Source organism: Amycolatopsis sp. NPDC058278, assembly GCF_042881395.1.
GTDB lineage: Bacteria > Actinomycetota > Actinomycetes > Mycobacteriales > Pseudonocardiaceae > Amycolatopsis.
The window spans coordinates 1-18,811 of the sequence record NZ_JBHVXZ010000007.1 but is presented as its reverse complement, the minus strand read 5'-3'; the positions used below and the strand labels follow the sequence as shown (position 1 = coordinate 18,811).

At 70.9% G+C, this 18,811-nt stretch carries 14 protein-coding genes; 13 read left to right on the top strand and 1 reads right to left on the bottom strand.

All coding sequences use genetic code 11. The features are described 5' to 3' along the window. Positions 1-25: 25 nt before the first annotated feature. Positions 26-472: an Lrp/AsnC family transcriptional regulator gene (locus tag ACFVYA_RS05085; protein WP_033261465.1), complete on the bottom strand. Its 447-nt coding sequence runs from the start codon at positions 470-472 to the stop codon at positions 26-28. A 73-nt stretch (positions 473-545) separates the two neighbouring features. Between ACFVYA_RS05085 and ddaH the strand changes: the two genes are divergently transcribed. The 13 genes from ddaH to ACFVYA_RS05020 form a co-directional block, all read left to right on the top strand. Further along, positions 546-1,391, top strand: a complete 846-nt coding sequence (gene ddaH / locus ACFVYA_RS05080) for a dimethylargininase (RefSeq protein ID WP_387042588.1) — start codon at positions 546-548, stop codon at positions 1,389-1,391. 81 nt (positions 1,392-1,472) lie between these two features. Beyond that, on the top strand, positions 1,473-2,129 hold the full coding sequence (locus tag ACFVYA_RS05075) for a polysaccharide deacetylase family protein (protein ID WP_285987986.1): 657 nt from the start codon (positions 1,473-1,475) through the stop codon (positions 2,127-2,129). 315 nt (positions 2,130-2,444) lie between these two features. Next, a complete protein-coding gene (locus ACFVYA_RS05070; protein ID WP_387042586.1) occupies positions 2,445-3,140 on the top strand; it encodes a glycoside hydrolase family 75 protein in 696 nt (231 codons plus the stop codon). A gap of 206 nt (positions 3,141-3,346) precedes the next feature. Further along, positions 3,347-4,657 carry a nucleotide sugar dehydrogenase gene (locus ACFVYA_RS05065; protein WP_387042583.1) on the top strand — a complete coding sequence of 437 codons (1,311 nt, stop codon included), beginning with the start codon at positions 3,347-3,349 and terminating at the stop codon, positions 4,655-4,657. Next, on the top strand, positions 4,647-5,828 hold the full coding sequence (locus ACFVYA_RS05060) for a glycosyltransferase family 4 protein (RefSeq protein WP_285987989.1): 1,182 nt from the start codon (positions 4,647-4,649) through the stop codon (positions 5,826-5,828). Before ACFVYA_RS05065 ends, ACFVYA_RS05060 begins: the two co-directional genes overlap by 11 nt. A gap of 186 nt (positions 5,829-6,014) precedes the next feature. Continuing rightward, complete coding sequence (locus tag ACFVYA_RS05055; RefSeq protein WP_285987990.1) at positions 6,015-7,358, top strand: exopolysaccharide biosynthesis protein; 1,344 nt, start codon at positions 6,015-6,017, stop codon at positions 7,356-7,358. Continuing rightward, complete coding sequence (locus ACFVYA_RS05050; protein WP_387042579.1) at positions 7,355-9,193, top strand: Wzz/FepE/Etk N-terminal domain-containing protein; 1,839 nt, start codon at positions 7,355-7,357, stop codon at positions 9,191-9,193. The genes ACFVYA_RS05055 and ACFVYA_RS05050 overlap by 4 nt, the downstream gene beginning before the upstream one ends. Before the next feature lie 33 nt (positions 9,194-9,226). Further along, positions 9,227-11,137 (top strand): asparagine synthase (glutamine-hydrolyzing), encoded by a 1,911-nt coding sequence (gene asnB, locus ACFVYA_RS05045; protein WP_387042576.1) that lies wholly within the window; start codon positions 9,227-9,229, stop codon positions 11,135-11,137. Continuing rightward, complete coding sequence (locus tag ACFVYA_RS05040) at positions 11,134-13,311, top strand: bi-domain-containing oxidoreductase (protein ID WP_387042573.1); 2,178 nt, start codon at positions 11,134-11,136, stop codon at positions 13,309-13,311. The genes asnB and ACFVYA_RS05040 overlap by 4 nt, the downstream gene beginning before the upstream one ends. A 232-nt stretch (positions 13,312-13,543) precedes the next feature. After that, entirely contained in the window at positions 13,544-15,718 is a 2,175-nt protein-coding gene (locus ACFVYA_RS05035; RefSeq protein ID WP_387042570.1) for an alginate lyase family protein, read from the top strand. A 9-nt stretch (positions 15,719-15,727) separates the two neighbouring features. Next, positions 15,728-17,254, top strand: a complete 1,527-nt coding sequence (locus ACFVYA_RS05030; protein ID WP_387042567.1) for a right-handed parallel beta-helix repeat-containing protein — start codon at positions 15,728-15,730, stop codon at positions 17,252-17,254. An 82-nt stretch (positions 17,255-17,336) separates the two neighbouring features. Continuing rightward, positions 17,337-18,524, top strand: a complete 1,188-nt coding sequence (locus ACFVYA_RS05025; protein ID WP_387042840.1) for an O-antigen ligase domain-containing protein — start codon at positions 17,337-17,339, stop codon at positions 18,522-18,524. Then, positions 18,521-18,811: glycosyltransferase (locus ACFVYA_RS05020; RefSeq protein ID WP_387042564.1), on the top strand; the 291-nt coding region annotated here is incomplete at its 3' end. The genes ACFVYA_RS05025 and ACFVYA_RS05020, both read left to right, overlap by 4 nt.

Below are 18,811 nucleotides of genomic sequence, written 5' to 3'. Positions count from 1 at the left end.
CTGACGATGCAGGCGGTCGACCGCGTCACTGCTCCGGCGTCGGCGGCCGTTCCAGCAGCCGCGAGAGCACCACCGTCGACACCGTCCGGTCCACGATCTCCAGTCCGCGCAGCCGCTCCAGCGCCGTCTCCAGGTGGTGGATGTCCGCCGCCCGCAGGTGCACGATCGCGTCCGCCGCGCCCGACACGGTGTACGCCGCCACCACTTCCGGCAACGGCTCCAGCCGCGCGCGGATCCGGGCCGGCGTGATGTTGCCCTGGCAGGTGACCTCGACGAACGCCTCCGTTCCCCAGCCAAGGGCTTCCGGGTCGACCACCGCCGTGAAGCCCCGCAGGATGCCCGTTTCGAGCAGTCGGTCGACCCGCCGTTTCACCGCCGGCGCCGACAGGCCGACCACCTTGCCGATCTCCGCGTAGCTCGAGCGGGCGTTCGCCACTAGACACGAAACGATTCGCTGGTCGATGGTGTTCACACGCAACATCTAGCACAGATGCGCGCAGCGAACAGCGATTGATTGCGATATTGGGCTGTCTTACCCTGCAATCATGCAGGGATCACTGCCCACCCGCGTACCGACCACCCGCCGATACCTGATGTGCCCGCCGCGCTTCTTCGCGGTCGACTACGTGATCAACCCCTGGATGGACCCGACCCAGCCGGTCAGCGCCGACGTCGCCGTCGCGCAGTGGACCGAGCTGCGCGACACCTACCGCCGCCTCGGCCACACCGTCGAAGAGATCGAGCCCCAGCCCGGCCTGCCCGACATGGTCTTCGCCGCGAACTCCGGCACCGTCGTCGACGGCCGGGTGCTCGGCTCGCGGTTCCGCGCCCCGCAGCGCGCCGCCGAGGCCGAGCACTTCCGCCGCTGGTTCGTCGAACACGGCTACCGCGACATCACCATGCCGGAGAAGATCAATGAGGCCGAAGGCGACTTCGCCTGGACCGGCGCCCTGCTGCTCGCCGGCACCGGCTTCCGCACCGACCCGGCCGCGCACGCCGAGGCGCAGGAGGTCCTCGGCGTCCCGGTCGTCTCGCTGCAGCTGGTCGACCCGCGCTACTACCACCTCGACACCGCGCTGTTCGTGCTCGCCGAAGCGACGGACTCGACCCGCGCCCAGATCGTCTACTACCCCGAAGCGTTCTCGGCCGGCTCGCGCCGCGTGCTGGAGCGGGTGTTCCCGGACGCGGTGCTCGCCACCAAGGAAGACGCGAAGTGTTTCGGCCTCAACGGCGTCTCCGACGGCCGCAATGTCGTCCTCCCGGTGGAGGCCACCCGATTGGGTGAACTTCTCTCGGCTCGGGGGTACGAACCGGTCTACGTCGACATCTCTGAGCTGCGGAAAGCCGGCGGCGGCCCGAAGTGCTGCACGCTGGAGATTCGCAAAGGCTAAATAACGGCAAAAATGTGTAACTCACCCGTTTGCCATCGCGATTAATCGAAGTAACAAATCGACTACTCGCGGTGGCAGGCGGTGGGAGTGGTGACGGTGATCCTCGCCGTGCACGGGGTGGGCCGGCCGGCGCGCCAGCTCGACCCCGGGGAGGACGAGCGCTGGCTGACCGTGGAGCAGTTCGAGCGCGTACTCGACGTCGCCGCGGAGCGTGAAGACGTCCGCCTCACCTTCGACGACGGCAACGAATCCGACGTCGAGATCGTGCTGCCGCGGCTGGCCGACCGCGGCCTGACGGCGGAGTTCTTCCCCCTCGCCGGCCGGCTCGGGCAGCGCGGCTACCTCGATCGCGACGGGCTGCGCGAGCTCGCGCGCTCCGGGATGGAGATCGGCTCGCACGGCTGGGAACCCCGCGACTGGCGGCGGCTCGACGACCGGCACGCCGACCGCGAGCTGAAGGACGCGCCGAAGCTGCTCGGCGACCTGTGCGGCCGGCCGGTGCGGCGGTACTCGCTGCCCTTCGGCGCCTACGACCGGCGCGTGCTCGCGCGGCTGCGGCAGGCGGGCGCCACCCGCGTGTACTCGAGCGACGGCGGCGCGGCCCGCCGGGACGGCTGGCTGCAGGCGCGCACCGAGCTCCCGCACGACCTCGACGGCGACTGGCTCGACAGCGTGCTCGCCGGGTCGCGGCGGGCGGCGCACTGGGCGAACCGCCTGTTCCGCCGCGCCCTCCGTTAGGCGCGGCATCTCGGAGCGGGCGGCCCGTCTCGTTCGCCGCGCGGTCCGGCACCTCGTAGCGGCGGCCCGGCCCTTCGCCGCGCCCTCCGTTGGGCCGCGTTCGCCGGATCCGGGCCGGCCGGCCGCGTCCCGGCGAACGGGACACCGGCGGGAACCGGTTTCGCGCGTCCCGGATCGATGAGCAGCCTTTTCGTCAACTTCGGCCACCTGATGGGAAATTCCCGGACCCGGAGGTCTTGAACGCGCCCGTGCCCGGGTGCATCCTGGTGCCCCGCCGCCGTAAGGAAAGTTTCCTAACTAAAGGGAGCCCCAGGAATGCGGAAACTGATCCTGCTCGCGACCCTCGCGCTGGCGTCGGCCGTGATGCCGTCGGCCCTCGCGTCGGCGTCACCGGCCCCGGCCGCCCAGCCCGCCACCGCCGAAGCCGCCCCCACCGCGGCCCAGCTGCTCGCCAAGACCACCGGCTGCAAGCAGGTCTCGAACGGCAAGTACAAGACCGACGAAGACGTTTCGAGCAAAACGGTCGCGATCTGCGACGCCAACGGCGCGGTCTTCTGGAAAGCCGACATGGACATCGACTGCGACGGCCAGCGCAGCTCGCAGTGCAACGAGAACACCGACTGCTGCTACCAGGACGACACCGCCTTCCACCAGTCCGACGGCAAGCCGCTCAACGCCGCGAAGCTGCCCTACATCGTCGTGCCGAGCTCCAGCAGCATCTGGAAGTACTCCTCCTCCGGCCTCAAGGGCGGCGGCTCCTGCGCGGTGATCTACAACGGCAAGGTCGAGTACACCGTCATCGGGGACACCGGGCCGTCGCAGATCATCGGCGAAGCCTCCTACGCGACGGCGAAGGACCTCGGCATCAACCCGGACCCGTCCAACGGCGGCACCGACTCCGGCGTCACGTACATCTGCTTCAAGAACTCGACCGTCTCGCCGATCGAGAACCACTCCAACGCGGTGAGCAAGGGCCAAAGCCTGGCCACCACCTTCGTGAACAACAACTGACACCTATTTTCCGCCCGGCGGCGGATCGTGGTTCCCGGCCACGGTCCGCCGCCGGTCCGCGTACCGGATCGAGACGCAATTCTCACTCGGATCCCTTGCGTCTCACCGCAGTCTCACGCCGTCCCCCGTTCGCCGACCCCGCGGTAACGATCCAGGGGCGCCCGCCGACCAACTTGAGGGTCGCGCGGAATAGCGGAGGTTTTGGCGTGAAGATCAGTGTCTTCGGGCTCGGTTACGTCGGTTGTGTCTCCGCCGCGTGCCTGGCGGGGCAGGGACACCGGGTGGTCGGCGTGGACGTCAACCCGGTGAAGATCGACCTCATCACGCAGGGCAACGCCCCGGTGGTCGAGGAGCGGATCGGCGAGCTGACCGCCGAGGTCGTCGCGAGCGGCGCGCTGAGAGCCACGACCGACGTGGCCGAAGCCGTCGCCGACAGTGAGATTTCGCTGGTCTGCGTCGGTACGCCGTCGGCGTCGAACGGCAGCCTTTCCACGGTCTACCTGGAGCGCGTGGCCGAGGAGATCGGCGACGCGATCGCCGGGAAGACCGAGCGGCACACGGTCGTCTTCCGCAGCACGATGCTGCCCGGCACCTGCCTCGACCTGCTGGTCCCGATCCTGGAGAAGGCTTCGGGCCGCACCGCCGGGGTCGACTTCGGCGTCGCGGTGAACCCGGAGTTCCTGCGCGAGGGCACCAGCGTCCGCGACTTCTTCGACCCGCCGAAGACGGTGATCGGCGAGATCGACGAGGCCAGCGGCGACGCCGTCGCGGCGTTGTACGAGGGCCTGCCCGGCCCCGTTTTCCGGGTGCCGATCCCGGTCGCGGAAATGACGAAGTACGCCGACAACTCCTTCCACGGCCTGAAGATCGGCTTCGCGAACGAGCTCGGTTCGATCTGCCGCGCGCTCGGCCTCGACTCGCACCAGGTGATCGACGTCTTCCTCGCCGACACCAAGCTCAACATCAGCCCCGCCTACCTCAAGCCCGGGTTCGCCTTCGGCGGCTCGTGCCTGCCGAAGGACCTGCGCGGGCTGGTCTACGCCGCGCACCGCGCCGACGTCAGCGTGCCGATCCTGTCGCACGTGCTCGCGTCCAACGCCGACCACCTGCAGCGGGCGTTCGACCTGGTCGCGCGCACCGGCAAGCGCAAGGTCGGGCTGTTCGGGCTGTCGTTCAAGCCGGGCACCGACGACCTGCGCGAGTCGCCGCTGGTCGAGCTGGCCGAGAAGCTGCTCGGCAAGGGGTACGACCTGAAGATCTACGACGCCAACGTCAGCCTTTCGCGGCTGATGGGTGCCAACCGCGAGTACATCGAGGGCCGGCTGCCGCACCTCGGCCAGCTGCTCGCCGGGACCGTCGAAGAAGTCATGGACCACGCCGACGTCCTGCTCGTCGGCACCAAGGACCCGGACGTGCTGGCGGCCCTGCCGCACGACCGGGAGATCGTCGACCTCGTCCGCCTGCCCGACGCCGCGACGCGTCGCCTTGAAGAGGGATACGCCGGCCTTGCCTGGTAAAGCGCTCATCCTCGTCGAAAATCTCTCGGTTCCCTTCGACCGGCGGGTCTGGCAGGAGTCCACGACCCTGCGCGACGCCGGGTGGGAAGTCCACGTGATCTGCCCGCAGGGCACGAAACGGGACACCGAGGCCGAAGCCGTCGTCGACGGCGTCCACATCCACCGGTACCCGCTGAAGGCGGCGACCGGCGGGCCCGCCGGCTACCTGCAGGAATACGGCAGCGCGCTGTGGCACACGCTGCGGCTGGCCCGCAAGGTCGGGCCGGTCGACGTCGTGCACGCCTGCAACCCGCCGGACCTGCTCTACCTGGTCGCGAAGTACCTGAAGCGCCACGGCGCGAAGTTCATCTTCGACCAGCACGACCTGTGCCCGGAGCTGTACCTCTCGCGGTTCGACCGCGGCCAGGACCTCCTCTACCGCGGGGTCTGCGCGCTCGAACGCGCCACCTACCGCGCCGCCGACGTCGTGATTTCGACGAACGAGAGCTACAAGCAGGTCGCCCGGATCCGCGGCGGCAAGCGGCCCGAGGACGTCTTCGTGGTCCGCAGCGCCCCGGTCGTCGAGCGGTTCCACGAGGTGCCGGCCGAGCCCGAGCTGAAGAAGGGCAAGCCCTACCTGCTCGCCTACCTGGGCGTGATGGGGCCGCAGGACGGCGTCGACTACGCCCTGCGCGCGCTGGCGAAGCTGCGTGACGAGGTCGGCCGCACCGACTGGCACGCGGTGTTCGTCGGCTCGGGCGACGCGTTCGACGACATGGTCGCGCTGTCGGCGAAGCTCGGGCTGGCCAACCAGGTCGAGTTCACCGGCCGGATCTCCGACGAGGACCTGGTCCGCTACCTGTCCACCGCCGACGTCTGCCTGTCGCCGGACCCGCTGAACCCGCTGAACGACGTCTCCACGATGAACAAGGTCATGGAGTACATGGCGATGAGCAAGCCGATCGTCTCGTTCGAGCTGCGGGAGGCCCGGGTGTCCGCGGGCGACGCGGCGGTCTACGCCCCGGCGAACGACGAGACGGAGTTCGCGGCGCTGGTGTCCCGGCTGCTCGACGACCCGGAGGAGCGGATCCGGATGGGCAAGCTCGGCCAGGCCAGGGTGGCGGGCCCGCTTTCGTGGGAGAACTCGGCGAGGAACCTCCTCGCCGCGTATGAGCACGCTGTGAAGTCTTGATCGCCTTCCGGTCAAGTGGGCTTTCGGGGGTTCCGGGTGGCGGAGCCCCCGGCCCGGGGCGAAGCCCCGAATGTCACAGACTCCACCGAACGTGTAACCAATGTCCCCGGTCCGACGACGGTTGGGGTAACCGGCCGATCCACTGAACCCGTTCGGCGTACCCGGCTCAGGAATGGAGACCCGCCGTTGACTGACGACACGGTGCGCCTGGCCCTCGTCGGGCAGGTCCTGAGACGACGCTGGCGGCTGCTGGCCGCGCTCGCCGTCCTGGGCGCGCTGGTCGGCGCCGGAGCGTCGATCCTGTTCTCGCCCGGCTACAAGACGACCTCGGGCGTGCTGCTCCAGGGCCCGCGCCAGGCCGACGAGCTGCTGACCCAGGCCGAGATCGCGACCGCTTCGGTCGTCCTCGACCGCGCCGCCGCCATGCTGCCGTGGCACCCCAGCGGAATCGACCTGAAGAAGCAGGTCAGCGCGTCGGTGGCGCAGAGCAACGTGGTGACGATCACCGTCTCCGCCGACACCGCCGAGCACGCCCAGCAGCTCGCCGACCAGGTCGCGCAGCAGTACGTCAAGTACTCCACGCAGCTGGCGAGCAACTCCGCCGACGCCTCGGTGCAGCTCGCCCAGGAGCAGCGCGAGTCGCTGCGCCAGCAGGTCAAGCTGACCACGGACAAGATCAGCGACTTGGCCAAGAACGTCGGTGGCGGCCTGACCGTGGAGAGCGTGCAGGTCCGCACCCAGCTCGAGGGCCTGAAGACGTCGCTGGAGCAGGCGATCAACGACCTGAACCAGGCCGACCTGGCGACCGGCGTCGGCAACACCGTGGTGCTCGGGCCGTCCCAGCGCCCGACGTCGCCGGCGGCCCCGACGATGACGCAGTTCGTCGCCGGGGGCGCGGTGCTGTTCTTCCTCGTGGGCGTGTTCGGCCACCTGTTCACCGCCCGCACCGACCGGCGCCTGCGGGGCGAGCCGGAGATCGCCTCCGCGCTCGGCGCGCCGATCCTCGCCGGCGTCGACGTCACCACCCCGCCGGGCGAGCGCGCCCCGGCCACCGGCTTCCTCGGCACCGTGCGCCACCTCCTCGGCGGGGACCGGCCGTGGGTGCTGCCGCCGGTCGCCACCTCGGCCGACGAGGTCAACCGCGACATCCGCTACCGCCGGGTGCTGGCCCGGCTGGCCACCGGCCCCGCGGACGTCCTGCTGCTGGTGGCCGACGACGACGAGACCGGCCGCCTGGCCGCCGCGCAGCTCGCCGAGCTGGCCGACCGGCTGTCCGTGCCGCTGCGGGTCTTCGAGTTCTCGCCCGACCGGCCGACGGTGCCGGACGCCACCGCGAGCTCCGGGGTCCTGGTCGTGCTCGGCGCCGGCACGCGCACCGCGTGGCAGCTCGTCCAGCTCGCCGAGGCCTGCGCCGACGGCGGCCAGGAGATCGTCGGTGCCGTCCTCACCCACGCCGTCCGGCCGTCCGAGCCGCAGAAACCCGAACCCGCGGCGGAAGCCCCCGAGAAAGCCCTGGCAGGTTCGGCGTGACGACTCCTCCTTCGCAGGCCCCGGCTGCCCCGCTCGTCGACCTGCAGCGGCTGTTCATCGCGATCCGCCGCCGCAAGCGCGTCTGGCTGGCCACCGCGCTGCTCGGGCTCATCGCCGGCACGGCGCTGGCCTTCGTGCTGCCCGCGCCGCCGACCGCGGTCGCCAAGGTCATCGTGGTCCACCAGGACGACTCGCCGACCGACAGCGGCACGCTGATGCGCACCGACGTCGCCGTGCTGCAGACGACCCAGATCGCCGGGGCCGCGCTGAAGAAGCTGGGCAGCACCGACTCGCCCGAAGACTTCATGAAGAACTACGCGGGCCTCGGGCTGACCAACAACGTCCTGCAGATCACCGTCAAGGCCAAGAGCAACGAAGAGGCCGTGGCGCGGGCCCAGGCGCTGGCCGAAACGTTCATCGCCGACCACGTCAAGCGCAGCCAGGCGGCCGCGGCCGCCCAGTCGCAGGCCATCCTCGACCAGCGCAAGAACGCCCAGGACGAGCTGGCCAAGGTCGAGCAGCAGATCGTCGTCGAAGAGGGCAAGGGCCGCCAGGCCAGCCAGCCCACGCTCGAGAACCTCTACAGCCGCCGGGCCGCGCTCACCGCGCAGATCACGGACTTCACCTCGCGCGCCCAGCAGGCCGGAATCGGCAGCCCGCAGGTCACCGCGGGCACCCAGGTCGTCGACGCGGCCCGCGCGCTGCCCAAGGCGTTCCTCAAGACCACCGCGACCAACGCCGGCATCGGCTTCGCCCTCGGCCTGGCCCTCGGACTCGCGCTCGTCGCCGTCGGCGCGGTTTCCCGCGACCGGCCGGTGCTGCGCCGCGAAATCTCGACGCACCTCGGGGCGTCCGTGATCGCGCAGCTACCGTCGAAACCGCGCGGGCCGGCCCGGCTGTGGCGGCGCTCGCGCGCGGTCTCCGAACGCAAGCGCGTCGCCACGACGCTGGTCCGCCTGATCAAGCAGGACCCGCGCGGGGTGTCGCTGCTCGAGCTCGGCGCCCCGAAGGTCGCCGCCGCGCTCGGCCTGGACATCGCCGAGGAGCTGGCCGCCGAAGGCGCTGCCAGCGTCGTCGACGACCTGCCGGGCGAGGACGTCCGCAAGCTCGTGCAGGAGACCAAGAGCGACGTCTCCGTGGTCGGCGCCGGCGACCCGCCCGGGACGCAGGAGGAGCGTCGCGTCGGCGTCGGCACGGTGTCGCCCGGCACGGCGTGGACCGACCTGGAACACCTCGGCAAAGAGACCGTGCTGGTCGTGAAGGCCGGGCACGCGAACACGCTGTGGCTGCACACGGTCGCGCGGCAGCTGGCCGACCAGGAGATCCCGATCATCGGCGTCGTGCTGGTCGACCCGGACCCGCGCGACAAGTCCGACGGCACGCTGTGGGACGGGCTGCACACGGCCCTGCGGGGCCGCGGGCGCCAAGCTCCCGCGGCGCAGCCGGCCCCGGCCGAGCGCGAAGACCGCCTGGACGAGCTGGTCGCCCGTGTCGCCGAGCGCGTCGCCGCGACCGAGCAGCCGACGCGCCGGTTCACCCCGGTCCGGCCGGTGCTCCCGCCCGCCCTCGCCACACCCAGGCCACCGGCGTCGCCCCTGCCGCCACCCGGTGGCGTGAGCGTCCCGGACCACCTGAACGCACCGACGAAGAAATTCGCCCCGGTCAAGCCCACGAAGCGGCCGACGCCGTTCAAGCGCGATCACGGCGAACCGGCCCACAAGGGCGAACTGAACGCCGGACTCGAGCCAGAAAAGAGCGCAGTGACAAACGGGGCGTCGCCCCGGGCCGGGGGCTCCGACACCCGGGCCCCCGAAAAGAGCGCTGAGGTCTCCTGACCCGCGCCGAAACCGAAGGGGAACGCACCCGAGATGTGCGGCATCGCAGGCACTTACCTCTGGCCGGACGGCGGGCCGCTCACCGACCGGCTGACCAAGACGCTGGCCCACCGCGGACCGGACGGTTCCGGCCGCTACGAGCACCGGGCCGGCCCCGGTGAAGTCCACTTGGGACACCGGCGGCTCTCGATCATCGACCTGTCCGAAACCGGCGCGCAGCCGATGGTCCTCGACGGGCTCGCGCTGAGCTACAACGGCGAGCTCTACAACGCGCCCGAGCTGCGGGCCGAGCTTTCCGCGGCCGGCGTGCGCTTCCGCGGGACGTCCGACACCGAGGTGCTGCTGCAGGCGTGGCGGCGCTGGGGCACGGACTGCCTGCCCAAGCTGCGCGGGATGTTCGCCTTCGCGCTGTTCGAGGAGGGCACCGGCGAGCTGTTCCTGGTCCGCGACCAGCTGGGCATCAAGCCGCTGTTCTTCGTCCAGCGGAACGGCGGGGTGGCCTTCGCGTCCGAGCTGAAGGCGCTGGCCGGCGAACTCGGCGGGTCGCTGCAGGTCGACAACGGGGCCCTGATCGCGTCGCTGCTCTACTACTGGGTGCCGGACAGCCGGTGCGCCTACCAGGGCGCGGAGAAGCTGCAGCCGGGCACGTGGCTGCGCTGCCGCCCGGACGGCCAGGTCGACCGCGGCCGGTTCTGGTCGCTGCGCGAGGTCGCCGAGGAGGGCGCGGCCTTCGACGGCGAGGTCGACCTGCACGCCGTGATCGCCGAGTCGACGGCCAAGCACCTGCTCTCGGACGTCCCGGTGGCGACGTTTCTTTCGGGCGGCCTGGACTCCAGTTACCTGACGGCGCTGGCCGCGCGGTCGCAGCCGGGGATCTCCGCCTACACGATCGGGTTCCGGGCCGAGGACGCGAAGTTCGAGGCCATGCCGGACGACCTCAAGTACGCCCGGATCGTGGCGCGGCAGTTCGGCGTCGACCTGCACGAGATCGAGATCGCGCCGCAGGTGCTCGACCTGCTGCCGAAGATGACCTACCACCTCGACGAGCCGATCGGCGACCCGGCGGCGATCAACTCGTTCCTGATCTGCTCGGCCGCGCGCGAGGCCGGCGTCAAGGTGATGCTGTCCGGGATGGGCGCCGACGAGCTGTTCGCCGGCTACCGCAAGCACCTCGCGAACCTGATCGCGCTGCGCTACCACAAGGTGCCGGGCGCGGTCCGCCGTCCGGTCGAGTCCATTGTGGACCGACTGCCGGTGGCGTCGGCCAAGCGCGGGTACCGGTCGGTGCGGTTCGCCAAGCGGTTCCTGTCTTTCGCGGGCCTGCCCGAGGAGACGGCGTTCCGGCGCAGCTACACGATGTACGACCGGACCGAGCTGCTCGACCTGGTGAACCCCGACCTCGCGCCGGTCGTCGACGACGTCCTGACCGAGCACGCGGACACCTACCACGACCAGGCTTTGGACGACTTCGTCAACCGCATGTGCCTGGCCGACTCGCGGATGTTCCTGCCGGGGCTCAACCTGACCTACACCGACCGGTCGACGATGGCGGCGTCCACCGAGGTGCGGACGCCGTTCGTCGACGTCGAGGTCGTGCGGGCCGCCTTCAAGATCCCGGGGAACAAGAAGATCGTCGGCCGCGCCGGCAAGGTGGCGCTGAAGAACGCGGCGCTGAACATCCTGCCGAGCGAGATCGTGCACCGCCCGAAGGGCCTGTTCAGCGCGCCGCTGCGGGCGTGGATGAGCCGCGACCTGGCGCCGCTGGTGCGTGAAGTCGTCAACGAAGGCGTGCTCGTCCAGTCCGGCTTCCTGCAACGCGAGGCGCTGCAGCGCATGGTCGCCGAGGACGCCGCCGGCCAGGAGGACCGCGGCAAGCACCTCTGGCACGTCTTGACTCTTGAGTATTGGTACCGGAACGCGATGTCTGGAGCGGGAGCGAAGTGAAGCAGGTAGTCCAGAACTACAAGAGCGGGGAACTGGCGCTCCTCGAGGTCCCCGAGCCCGCCTGCAAGCCGGGTGGCGTGCTGGTGCGGACGGTGTACTCGCTGATCTCGACCGGCACCGAGATGATGAAGGTGTCCGAGGCCAGCATGTCGCTGGTGGGCAAGGCGAAGGCCCGGCCCGACCAGGTCGCGAAGGTCATGCAGAGCGTGGCCACCAACGGGCTCTCGGCGACCTACCGCAAGGTGACGTCCAAACTGGACTCCTACACCCCGCTCGGCTACTCGCTGTGCGGCGTCGTCGAGCAGGTCGGCGACGGCATCACCGACGTCTCGGTCGGCGACCTGGTGGCCTGCGCCGGCAATGAGCACGCGCTGCACTCCGAGCTGAACTGGGTGCCCAAGAACCTTTACTCGCGCGTGCCCAACGGCGTCGACCCCCGGCACGCCGCGTTCGGCACCGTCGGATCGATCGCCATGCAGGGCGTCCGCCGCGGCGAGCCGCAGATCGGCGACGTCGCGCTCGTGATCGGGCTCGGCCTGATCGGCCAGCTGGTCGTGCAGCTGCTGGCGTCGTCCGGCGTGCGCGTCGTCGGCGTCGACCCCGACCCGGAGCGCTGCAAGCTGGCCGAGAGCCTCGGCGCGCTGACCTGCGCGCACCCGGCGTCCGGCATCGTCGACACGGCCGTGGACGAGCTGACGCACGGCGCGGGCGTCGACCAGACCTACCTCGCCGCCGGCGGCAACACGAACGACCCGGTGGAGCTGGCCGCGAAGCTCTCTCGCGACCGCGGCCGGGTCATCGACATCGGCAAGTGCAAGCTCGACCTGCCGTGGAACGCCTACTACGAGAAGGAACTGGACGTCCGGTTCTCCCGCTCGTACGGGCCGGGCCGCTACGACCCGTCGTACGAGCTCGAAGGCCGTGACTACCCGATCGGCCAGGTCCGCTGGACCGAGCGCCGCAACCTCGAGTGCGTCCTCGACCTGATCGCGCGCGACCGCCTCGACGTCGAGCCGCTGATCACGCACGTCTCGGACTTCTCTTCCGCCGTCGAGACGTACAAGTCCTTGAACGAGGGTGAGCTCAAGGCTGTCGCGGTGCTGTTCCGCTACCCGGACGCGGTCGCCCGGACGGAGCCCGTGGTCACGTCCGCGCGGGTCGGGCTGGTCGCGTCTTCGGCCACCGCGCTGCCGGCGGGTCAGCCGGTGCGGCTGGGGTTCATCGGGGCGGGGAACTACGCGTCCTCGATGCTGCTGCCGCACCTGGTCGAGCGCGACGACGTGCAGCTCGAGCACGTCGCGACGACGTCGGCGCTCTCCGGCGCCAACGCGCGGCGCAAGTTCGGCTTCGCGGCGGCGTCGACCGACATCGACAACGTCCTCGGCGACTCGTCGATTGACGCGGTCTTCGTCGTGACCCGGCACAGCTCGCACGCCGAGCTGACCCGCCAGGCGTTGCTGGCGGGCAAGGCGGTGTTCGTCGAGAAGCCCCTCGCGCTGTCTCCCGAGGAGCTGCAGAAGGTCCTCGACGCGATCGAGGAGTCCGGCAACGACCGGCTGCAGGTCGGCTTCAACCGCCGCTTCGCGCCGCTGCTGCACGAGGCCCGCGAGCAGTTCGGCCCGCGCGTCGGCCCGGCGAGCGTGCGGTACCTGGTCAACGCCGGCCGCCTCGACCACGGCAGCTGGTACAACCAGACCGCCTCCGAGGGTTCCCGCTTCGCCGGTGAGGGCGGGCACTTCATCGACACGGTGAGCTGGCTGCTCGACGCCGACCCGGTCTCGGTGTACGCCACCGGAGACCTCCAGGTGACCCTCGGCTACCCCGACGGATCGACGGCGGTGATCACCTACGCCGAGACCGGCTCTTCGGGCTTCCCGAAGGAAACCCTGGACGTCGTCGCCGACGGCAAGGTCCTCAAGTTCGACGACTTCGTCCGCGCGTCGGTGTACTCGCGGAAGAAGTGGGCCAGCTCGCGCATCCCGAAGGGCCGCGACAAGGGCCAGGCCGCCGAGGTCAACGCGTTCCTGTCGGCGGTGCGCACGGGCTCGCCGATGCCGATCTCGATCACTTCGCTGGCCGCGACGACGCTGGCGACCCTGGCCGCGCAGACGAGCGTCGCGAACGCGGCACCGGTGCGGATCGAGCTGCCCCGGAAGGCGGGTGCCCCGGCATGACGAGCGACGCGCCGACCCGCTCGGCGCTGCCGAGCGGTGACACGCCGGGCGCGGCATCGGTTCGGCGGCTCCGGCCGCATCTGGGCATGTCGGGTGTGGCATCGGTCCGGCGGCTCCGGCTGCACCCGGCCATGCCGGGTGTGGCATCGACCCGGCGGCCCCGGCCACATCTGGACATGCCGGGCGTGGCCCTGGTCCGGACGGCGCTGCTACCGAAGGCAGGTGCCCGGCCATGATGGGTCCTGGCTGGTACCTGCGCCGGCTGTCCCGGATGGGCCCGGCGGAGGTTGCTGGCCGCGCGCGGCACGCCGTTGTCCAGCGGCAGTGGCGGTCCGCGCTGCCGACACCGCCGGACTGGCCTTCGCACCCGCGCTTCACCGCGACGCTGCCCGCCGGGGTGCTGGGCAAGGTGTCCGGCGATGCGGTCAAGCGGCTGCTGGTCACGGCCGACGAGCTGATGGCGGGCCGCGCGGAGTTCTTCGGCGTCGAGCGCACGGATTTCGCGGCACCCGACTGGTTCCTCGACCCGAAGACCGGGCGCCGCGCGCCCTCGGACAGGTACGCGTTCGACGTGCCGTACCGGTCCGAGGACGCGGTCGGTGACATCAAGCAGATCTGGGAGCCGTCGCGCCACCAGCACCTCACCGTGCTGGCCGCGGCTTTCGCGGTGACCGGCTCGCCGGCCTACGCCTCGCGCGTCGCCGAGCACCTGCGGTCGTGGTGGGCGGCGAATCCGCCGTTGCGGGGGCCGCACTGGGTGAGCGGTATCGAGCTGGGCATCCGGCTCCTGTCGTGGGTCTGGACGCGCCGCCTGCTCGACGGCTGGCCGGGGGCCGCGGAACTGTTCGAGGAGAACCCGGACTTCCAGCTCCAGCTGTGGCACCACCAGAACTGGCTCGCGACGCTGCGCAGCCACGGCTCGTCGGCGAACAACCACGTCATCGCCGAGGACGCCGGGCTGCTGGCCGCGGCCTGCGCGTTCGGCTGGTTCCCGGAGTCGGCGGGCTGGCGGGCCGCGGCGATGCGCTCGCTGGACGTCCAGCTGGGACGCAACACGTTCCCGTCCGGGCTCAACGCGGAACTGGCGTCCGAGTACCACGGCCTGGTGCTCGAACTCGGCCTGGCGGCGGCGGTCGAAGCCGACGCCGCGGGCACGCCGGTGCCGGATTCGACGTGGGACGTCCTGCTCCGGATGACCGACGCCCTGGCGTCCATTGTGGACAAGCGATTGCGGCCGCCCCGCCAAGGCGACGCCGACGACGGCTTCGGCCTGATCGTCGACGGCGCTTCGACCGACCGCTGGGCTTCCCTGCTGGCCTCCGGCGAGGCGCTGTTCGGCCGCCTGGACTGGTGGCCGCCGGTCCCGGGCGACGACGTACGGACACCCCTGCTGGCGTCGTTGGTGTCGCGGACGCCGCGTGCTTCCGGCGTTCGCCCGGGCCGCCGTCCGGCGCACCTGCGCGACGCGGGGATGACGATCCTGCGTTCGGGCCCGGTCTGGGTCCGCTGCGACGGAGGTCCCCACGGCTTCCTGTCGATCGCGGCCCACGCCCACGCGGACGCGCTGTCGCTGGAGGTCCGCCACGACGGCGTGGATGTCCTGGCCGACCCGGGCACGTTCTGCTACCACGGCGAGCCACAGTGGCGCTCGTACTTCCGGTCGACGCTGGGCCACAACACGCTCGAGCTGGCGGGCCGCGACCAGTCGACCTCGGGCGGCCCGTTCCTGTGGACCCGCCACGCGGTGACGAAGGTGCTGGAGGTCCACACCCCGGACACCGGCCCGGCCCGCTGGTCGGCCGCCCACGACGGCTACGCCCCGGCGGTCCACCGCCGCACGGTCGAGCTGGACGGCGAGGTGCTGAAGATCGTCGACGAGGTGCTGGGCGAGGATTTGCCGGACGCCGCGCGTTTGGCATTCCACTTCGGCCCATCGGTGACGGTCATGCTGGACGGCACCACGGCCCGCCTCCGCTGGACGGCCGCCCCCGCCGGGCCCGATTCGTTCGTCGGGGAGGGGAGCAGCGCCGATTCCCCGGCCGCCGGTGGTGGACGTGCGGCCGGTTCCGTTACTGCCGGGGGCCGGACCGGTTCGCTGACCGGCGGCGGGAGTGAGCCGGGTTCCGCTGCTGCCGAGGGCCGGACCGGTTCCTCCGCGAGCGGTGGGCGTGCGGCTGGTTCCGTGGCCGCCGATCCGCTTGTCGGACGGGTTTCCGGTTCTCTCGCCGGCGTCGTGCGCACCGCCGTCATGGAATTGCCCGCCGGACTCTCTTGGACCGTGCACCGTGGTGCTGCCGAGCCCCCGTTGGGCTGGTACTCCGCGGGGTTCGGGCGGAAGGAACCCGCCACCACCCTTGTCGGCTCCGGGTCGCCCGGTCACCTCACCACCCTGCTCCGCTTCAGTTAGGACCCGCCCGTGACAGCCCGCCGCTTCCGACTCGGCCGTGCAGCTCCGCTGCTCGGTGTCCTGCTCACGGTCGCGGCGTGCTCGGGTGGTCCCGACACCGACGGTGGTCCGGCCCAGGCCACCGCGGCCCCCAGCGGGTCGGTCGCCGCCGTGTGCGACAAGCAGCCGGCGGGCCCGTCCGCCGCGCCGGCGGGCGCTGTTGTCGTCGATCCCGCCGTGCCGGGGGACTTGGCGGCGAAGACGCGCTCGGCCGGGCCGGGCACCACCTTCTGGCTCAAGCCCGGCAAGCACATCCTCGGCGACGACAAGTACGACCAGGTGTCGCCCAAGGACGGCGACGTCTACATCGGTGCCCCCGGTGCGGTCGTCGACGGCCGGAAGATCAACCAGTACGCCTTCACCGGCCACGCGGCCGAGGTCAAGATCACCTACGTGACCGTGCAGGGCTTCGCCGCCCCGCGCGACGAAGGCGTGGTCAACCACGACTCCGGCGACGGCTGGGTGATCGAGCACTCGACCGTCCAGGACAACGACGGTGCCGGCCTGATGGCGGGCGCGCGCCAGCAGGTGCGCGGCAACTGCCTGCGCCGCAACGGCCAGTACGGGATGAACGCCTACTCCGGCGGCACGCCGATCACCGCGCTCGTCGTCGAAGGCAACGAGATCGCCGGCAACAACACCGGCGACTGGGAAGCGAAGATCGACGGCTGCGGCTGCAGCGGCGGCGTCAAGTTCTGGGACGTCGACGGCGCCGACGTGCGCGGCAACTGGGTGCACGACAACCACGGCACCGGGCTGTGGGCCGACACGAACAACAACGACTTCCTCATCGAGGGCAACCTCATCGAGAACAACGACAGCGCCGCGCTGATCTACGAGATCAGCTACAACGCCGTCATCCGGGACAACACGATCCGCAAGAACAACTGGGCCGACGGCCGCCGGTACGCCGACAAGAGCGACAACTTCCCGACGTCGGCGGTCTACATCTCCGAGTCCGGCGGCGAGCCGCGGATCAAGGCCCGCACCGCGAAGATCGAGATCTCCCGCAACTACCTGGAAAACAACTGGTCCGGGATCACGCTGTGGGAGAACGCCGACCGGTTCTGCAACAGCCCGGCCAACACCTCCTCGGGCGACTGCACCCGGCTGGTGCCGGCCGTCAAGCAGTGCGCGGCCCCGGCAATCACCAGCGGTGCGCTCCTGGCCGACTGCCGCTGGAAGACCCAGCACGTCGACATCCACGACAACAAGTTCGTCCTCGACCCGGCGGTCGTGGGCTGCCAGGCCTCCTGCGGCCGGATGGGCCTCCTCTCGAACTTCGGCAGCTACCCGGACTGGTCGCCCTACCGCGGCGACGACGTCCAGGAATCGATCACGTTCAAGCAGGACAACCGCTGGCACGACAACAGCTACGCCGGCCCGTGGACGTTCGTCGTCCACTCGGCCGACCGCGTCCTCGAGATCGGCGAGTGGGAAGGTGCGCCGTACTCGCAGGACAGCGGGAGCACCTTCACCGCGCAGGGCGGGGGCTGACGTGACGGCGCAGACCGGACTGGCCGGCCTCCGCGGCGACGCCGCGCCCGAAGCCGCGTCCTCGACGCCGAAGTGGGCGGGCCTGGCGTGGGCGCTGCTGATCCTCAACACGCTCGGCTCGACCGGCGCGAAGACGGTCCTCCCGCTGCCGCGGTCGGTCAGCCAGCTGGTCACCATGGGCTCCCTGATGACGGCCTTCGTGATCGCACTGGCGCTGAACAAGCACCTGCGGATCCGCCCGAGCGCGTACCTGCTGCTGCTGACGGCGCTGCTGGCGACGGGCATCCTCGCCAGCGCCGACCTGCAGGAGGGCCTCGGCGCGTTGTTCCGCTGCTTCCGGCTCACGGTGTTCCTCTCCACCCTCTGGCTGCTGACCCGCTGGTGGGACGGCGGTTTCGACTTCGTCCGGTACCACATCCGCACGTACGCGGTCGTGCTCGCGTCGGTCGCGGTCGGCCTGGTGGTCTCGCCCGGCAACGCGCTGCCGGAGGAGTACGGCGGCCGGCTTTCGGGTGCGATCTGGCCGCTGACCCCGCCGCAGATCGGCCAGTACGCCGCCGTCATCTCCGGGCTCACGCTGCTCCTCTGGTTCGGGCGCCGCACCACCTGGCGCAGCGCGCTGGTGGTCGTGGTGCCGGCGCTGGGGCTGCTGATGCTCACGCACACGCGCACGGCGACGCTGGGCCTAGTCGCCGGTCTCGCGGTGGCCTTCCTGTCGATGGTGCTGACCAGTGCCCGCGCCCGGAAGGTGTTCGCGTGGACGGTCGGTGTCGGCGGGGTCGCCGGCGTGGTGCTCGCGGGTGCGTTGCAGACGTGGTTCCTCCGCGGCCAGAGCGCGGACAACTTCTCCAGCCTGACCGGCCGCGCCAAGGTGTGGGACGCCCTGCTGGACGCCCCGCGGTCGACGGCGGAGTACATCTTCGGGGTCGGGCTGACCGACAAGTCCTACGACGGCCTCCCGATCGACAACAGCTGGCTCGCGATCTACCACGAGCAGGGGTTCGTCGGGATCGCGCTGGTGGCGGGGTTTCTCCTCACGTTGGTCGTGGTGGCCGTGCTGCGGCCGCCGTCACTGGCTCGCGCGTGCGCGATCTTCCTGATCGCCTATTGCATTTCGGCCTCCTACACCGAAGCGGGGCTCGGCGACGCGTCGCCGTACCTGCTGCACTTGGCGGTCGCCGCGTCGCTGCTGGTCCGCGGGGTGCCGCAGTCCGACGAAGAAGCATTCATCCCGACGAAGGGGGCAGACGTGCGAGGTGCAGGCGCGTGAAGGTGCTCGTGGTGCACAACCGGTACCGGTCCGAGCAGCCGAGCGGCGAGAACAACGTCGTCGACGCCGAGGTGACGCTGCTCGACGAAGGCGGCCACCAGGTGTCGTTGTTCGAACGCCGCAGCGACGACATCGCGGCGATGCCGCTGCCCCGCAAGGCCGCGGTGCCGCTGATGGTGCCGTGGAACCCCGCGGTGCGGAAGGAGCTCGCCGCCCGGCTGCGGGCTTCGCGCCCGGACGTCGTGCACATCCACAACACGTTCCCGCTGCTGTCGCCGTCGGTGGTC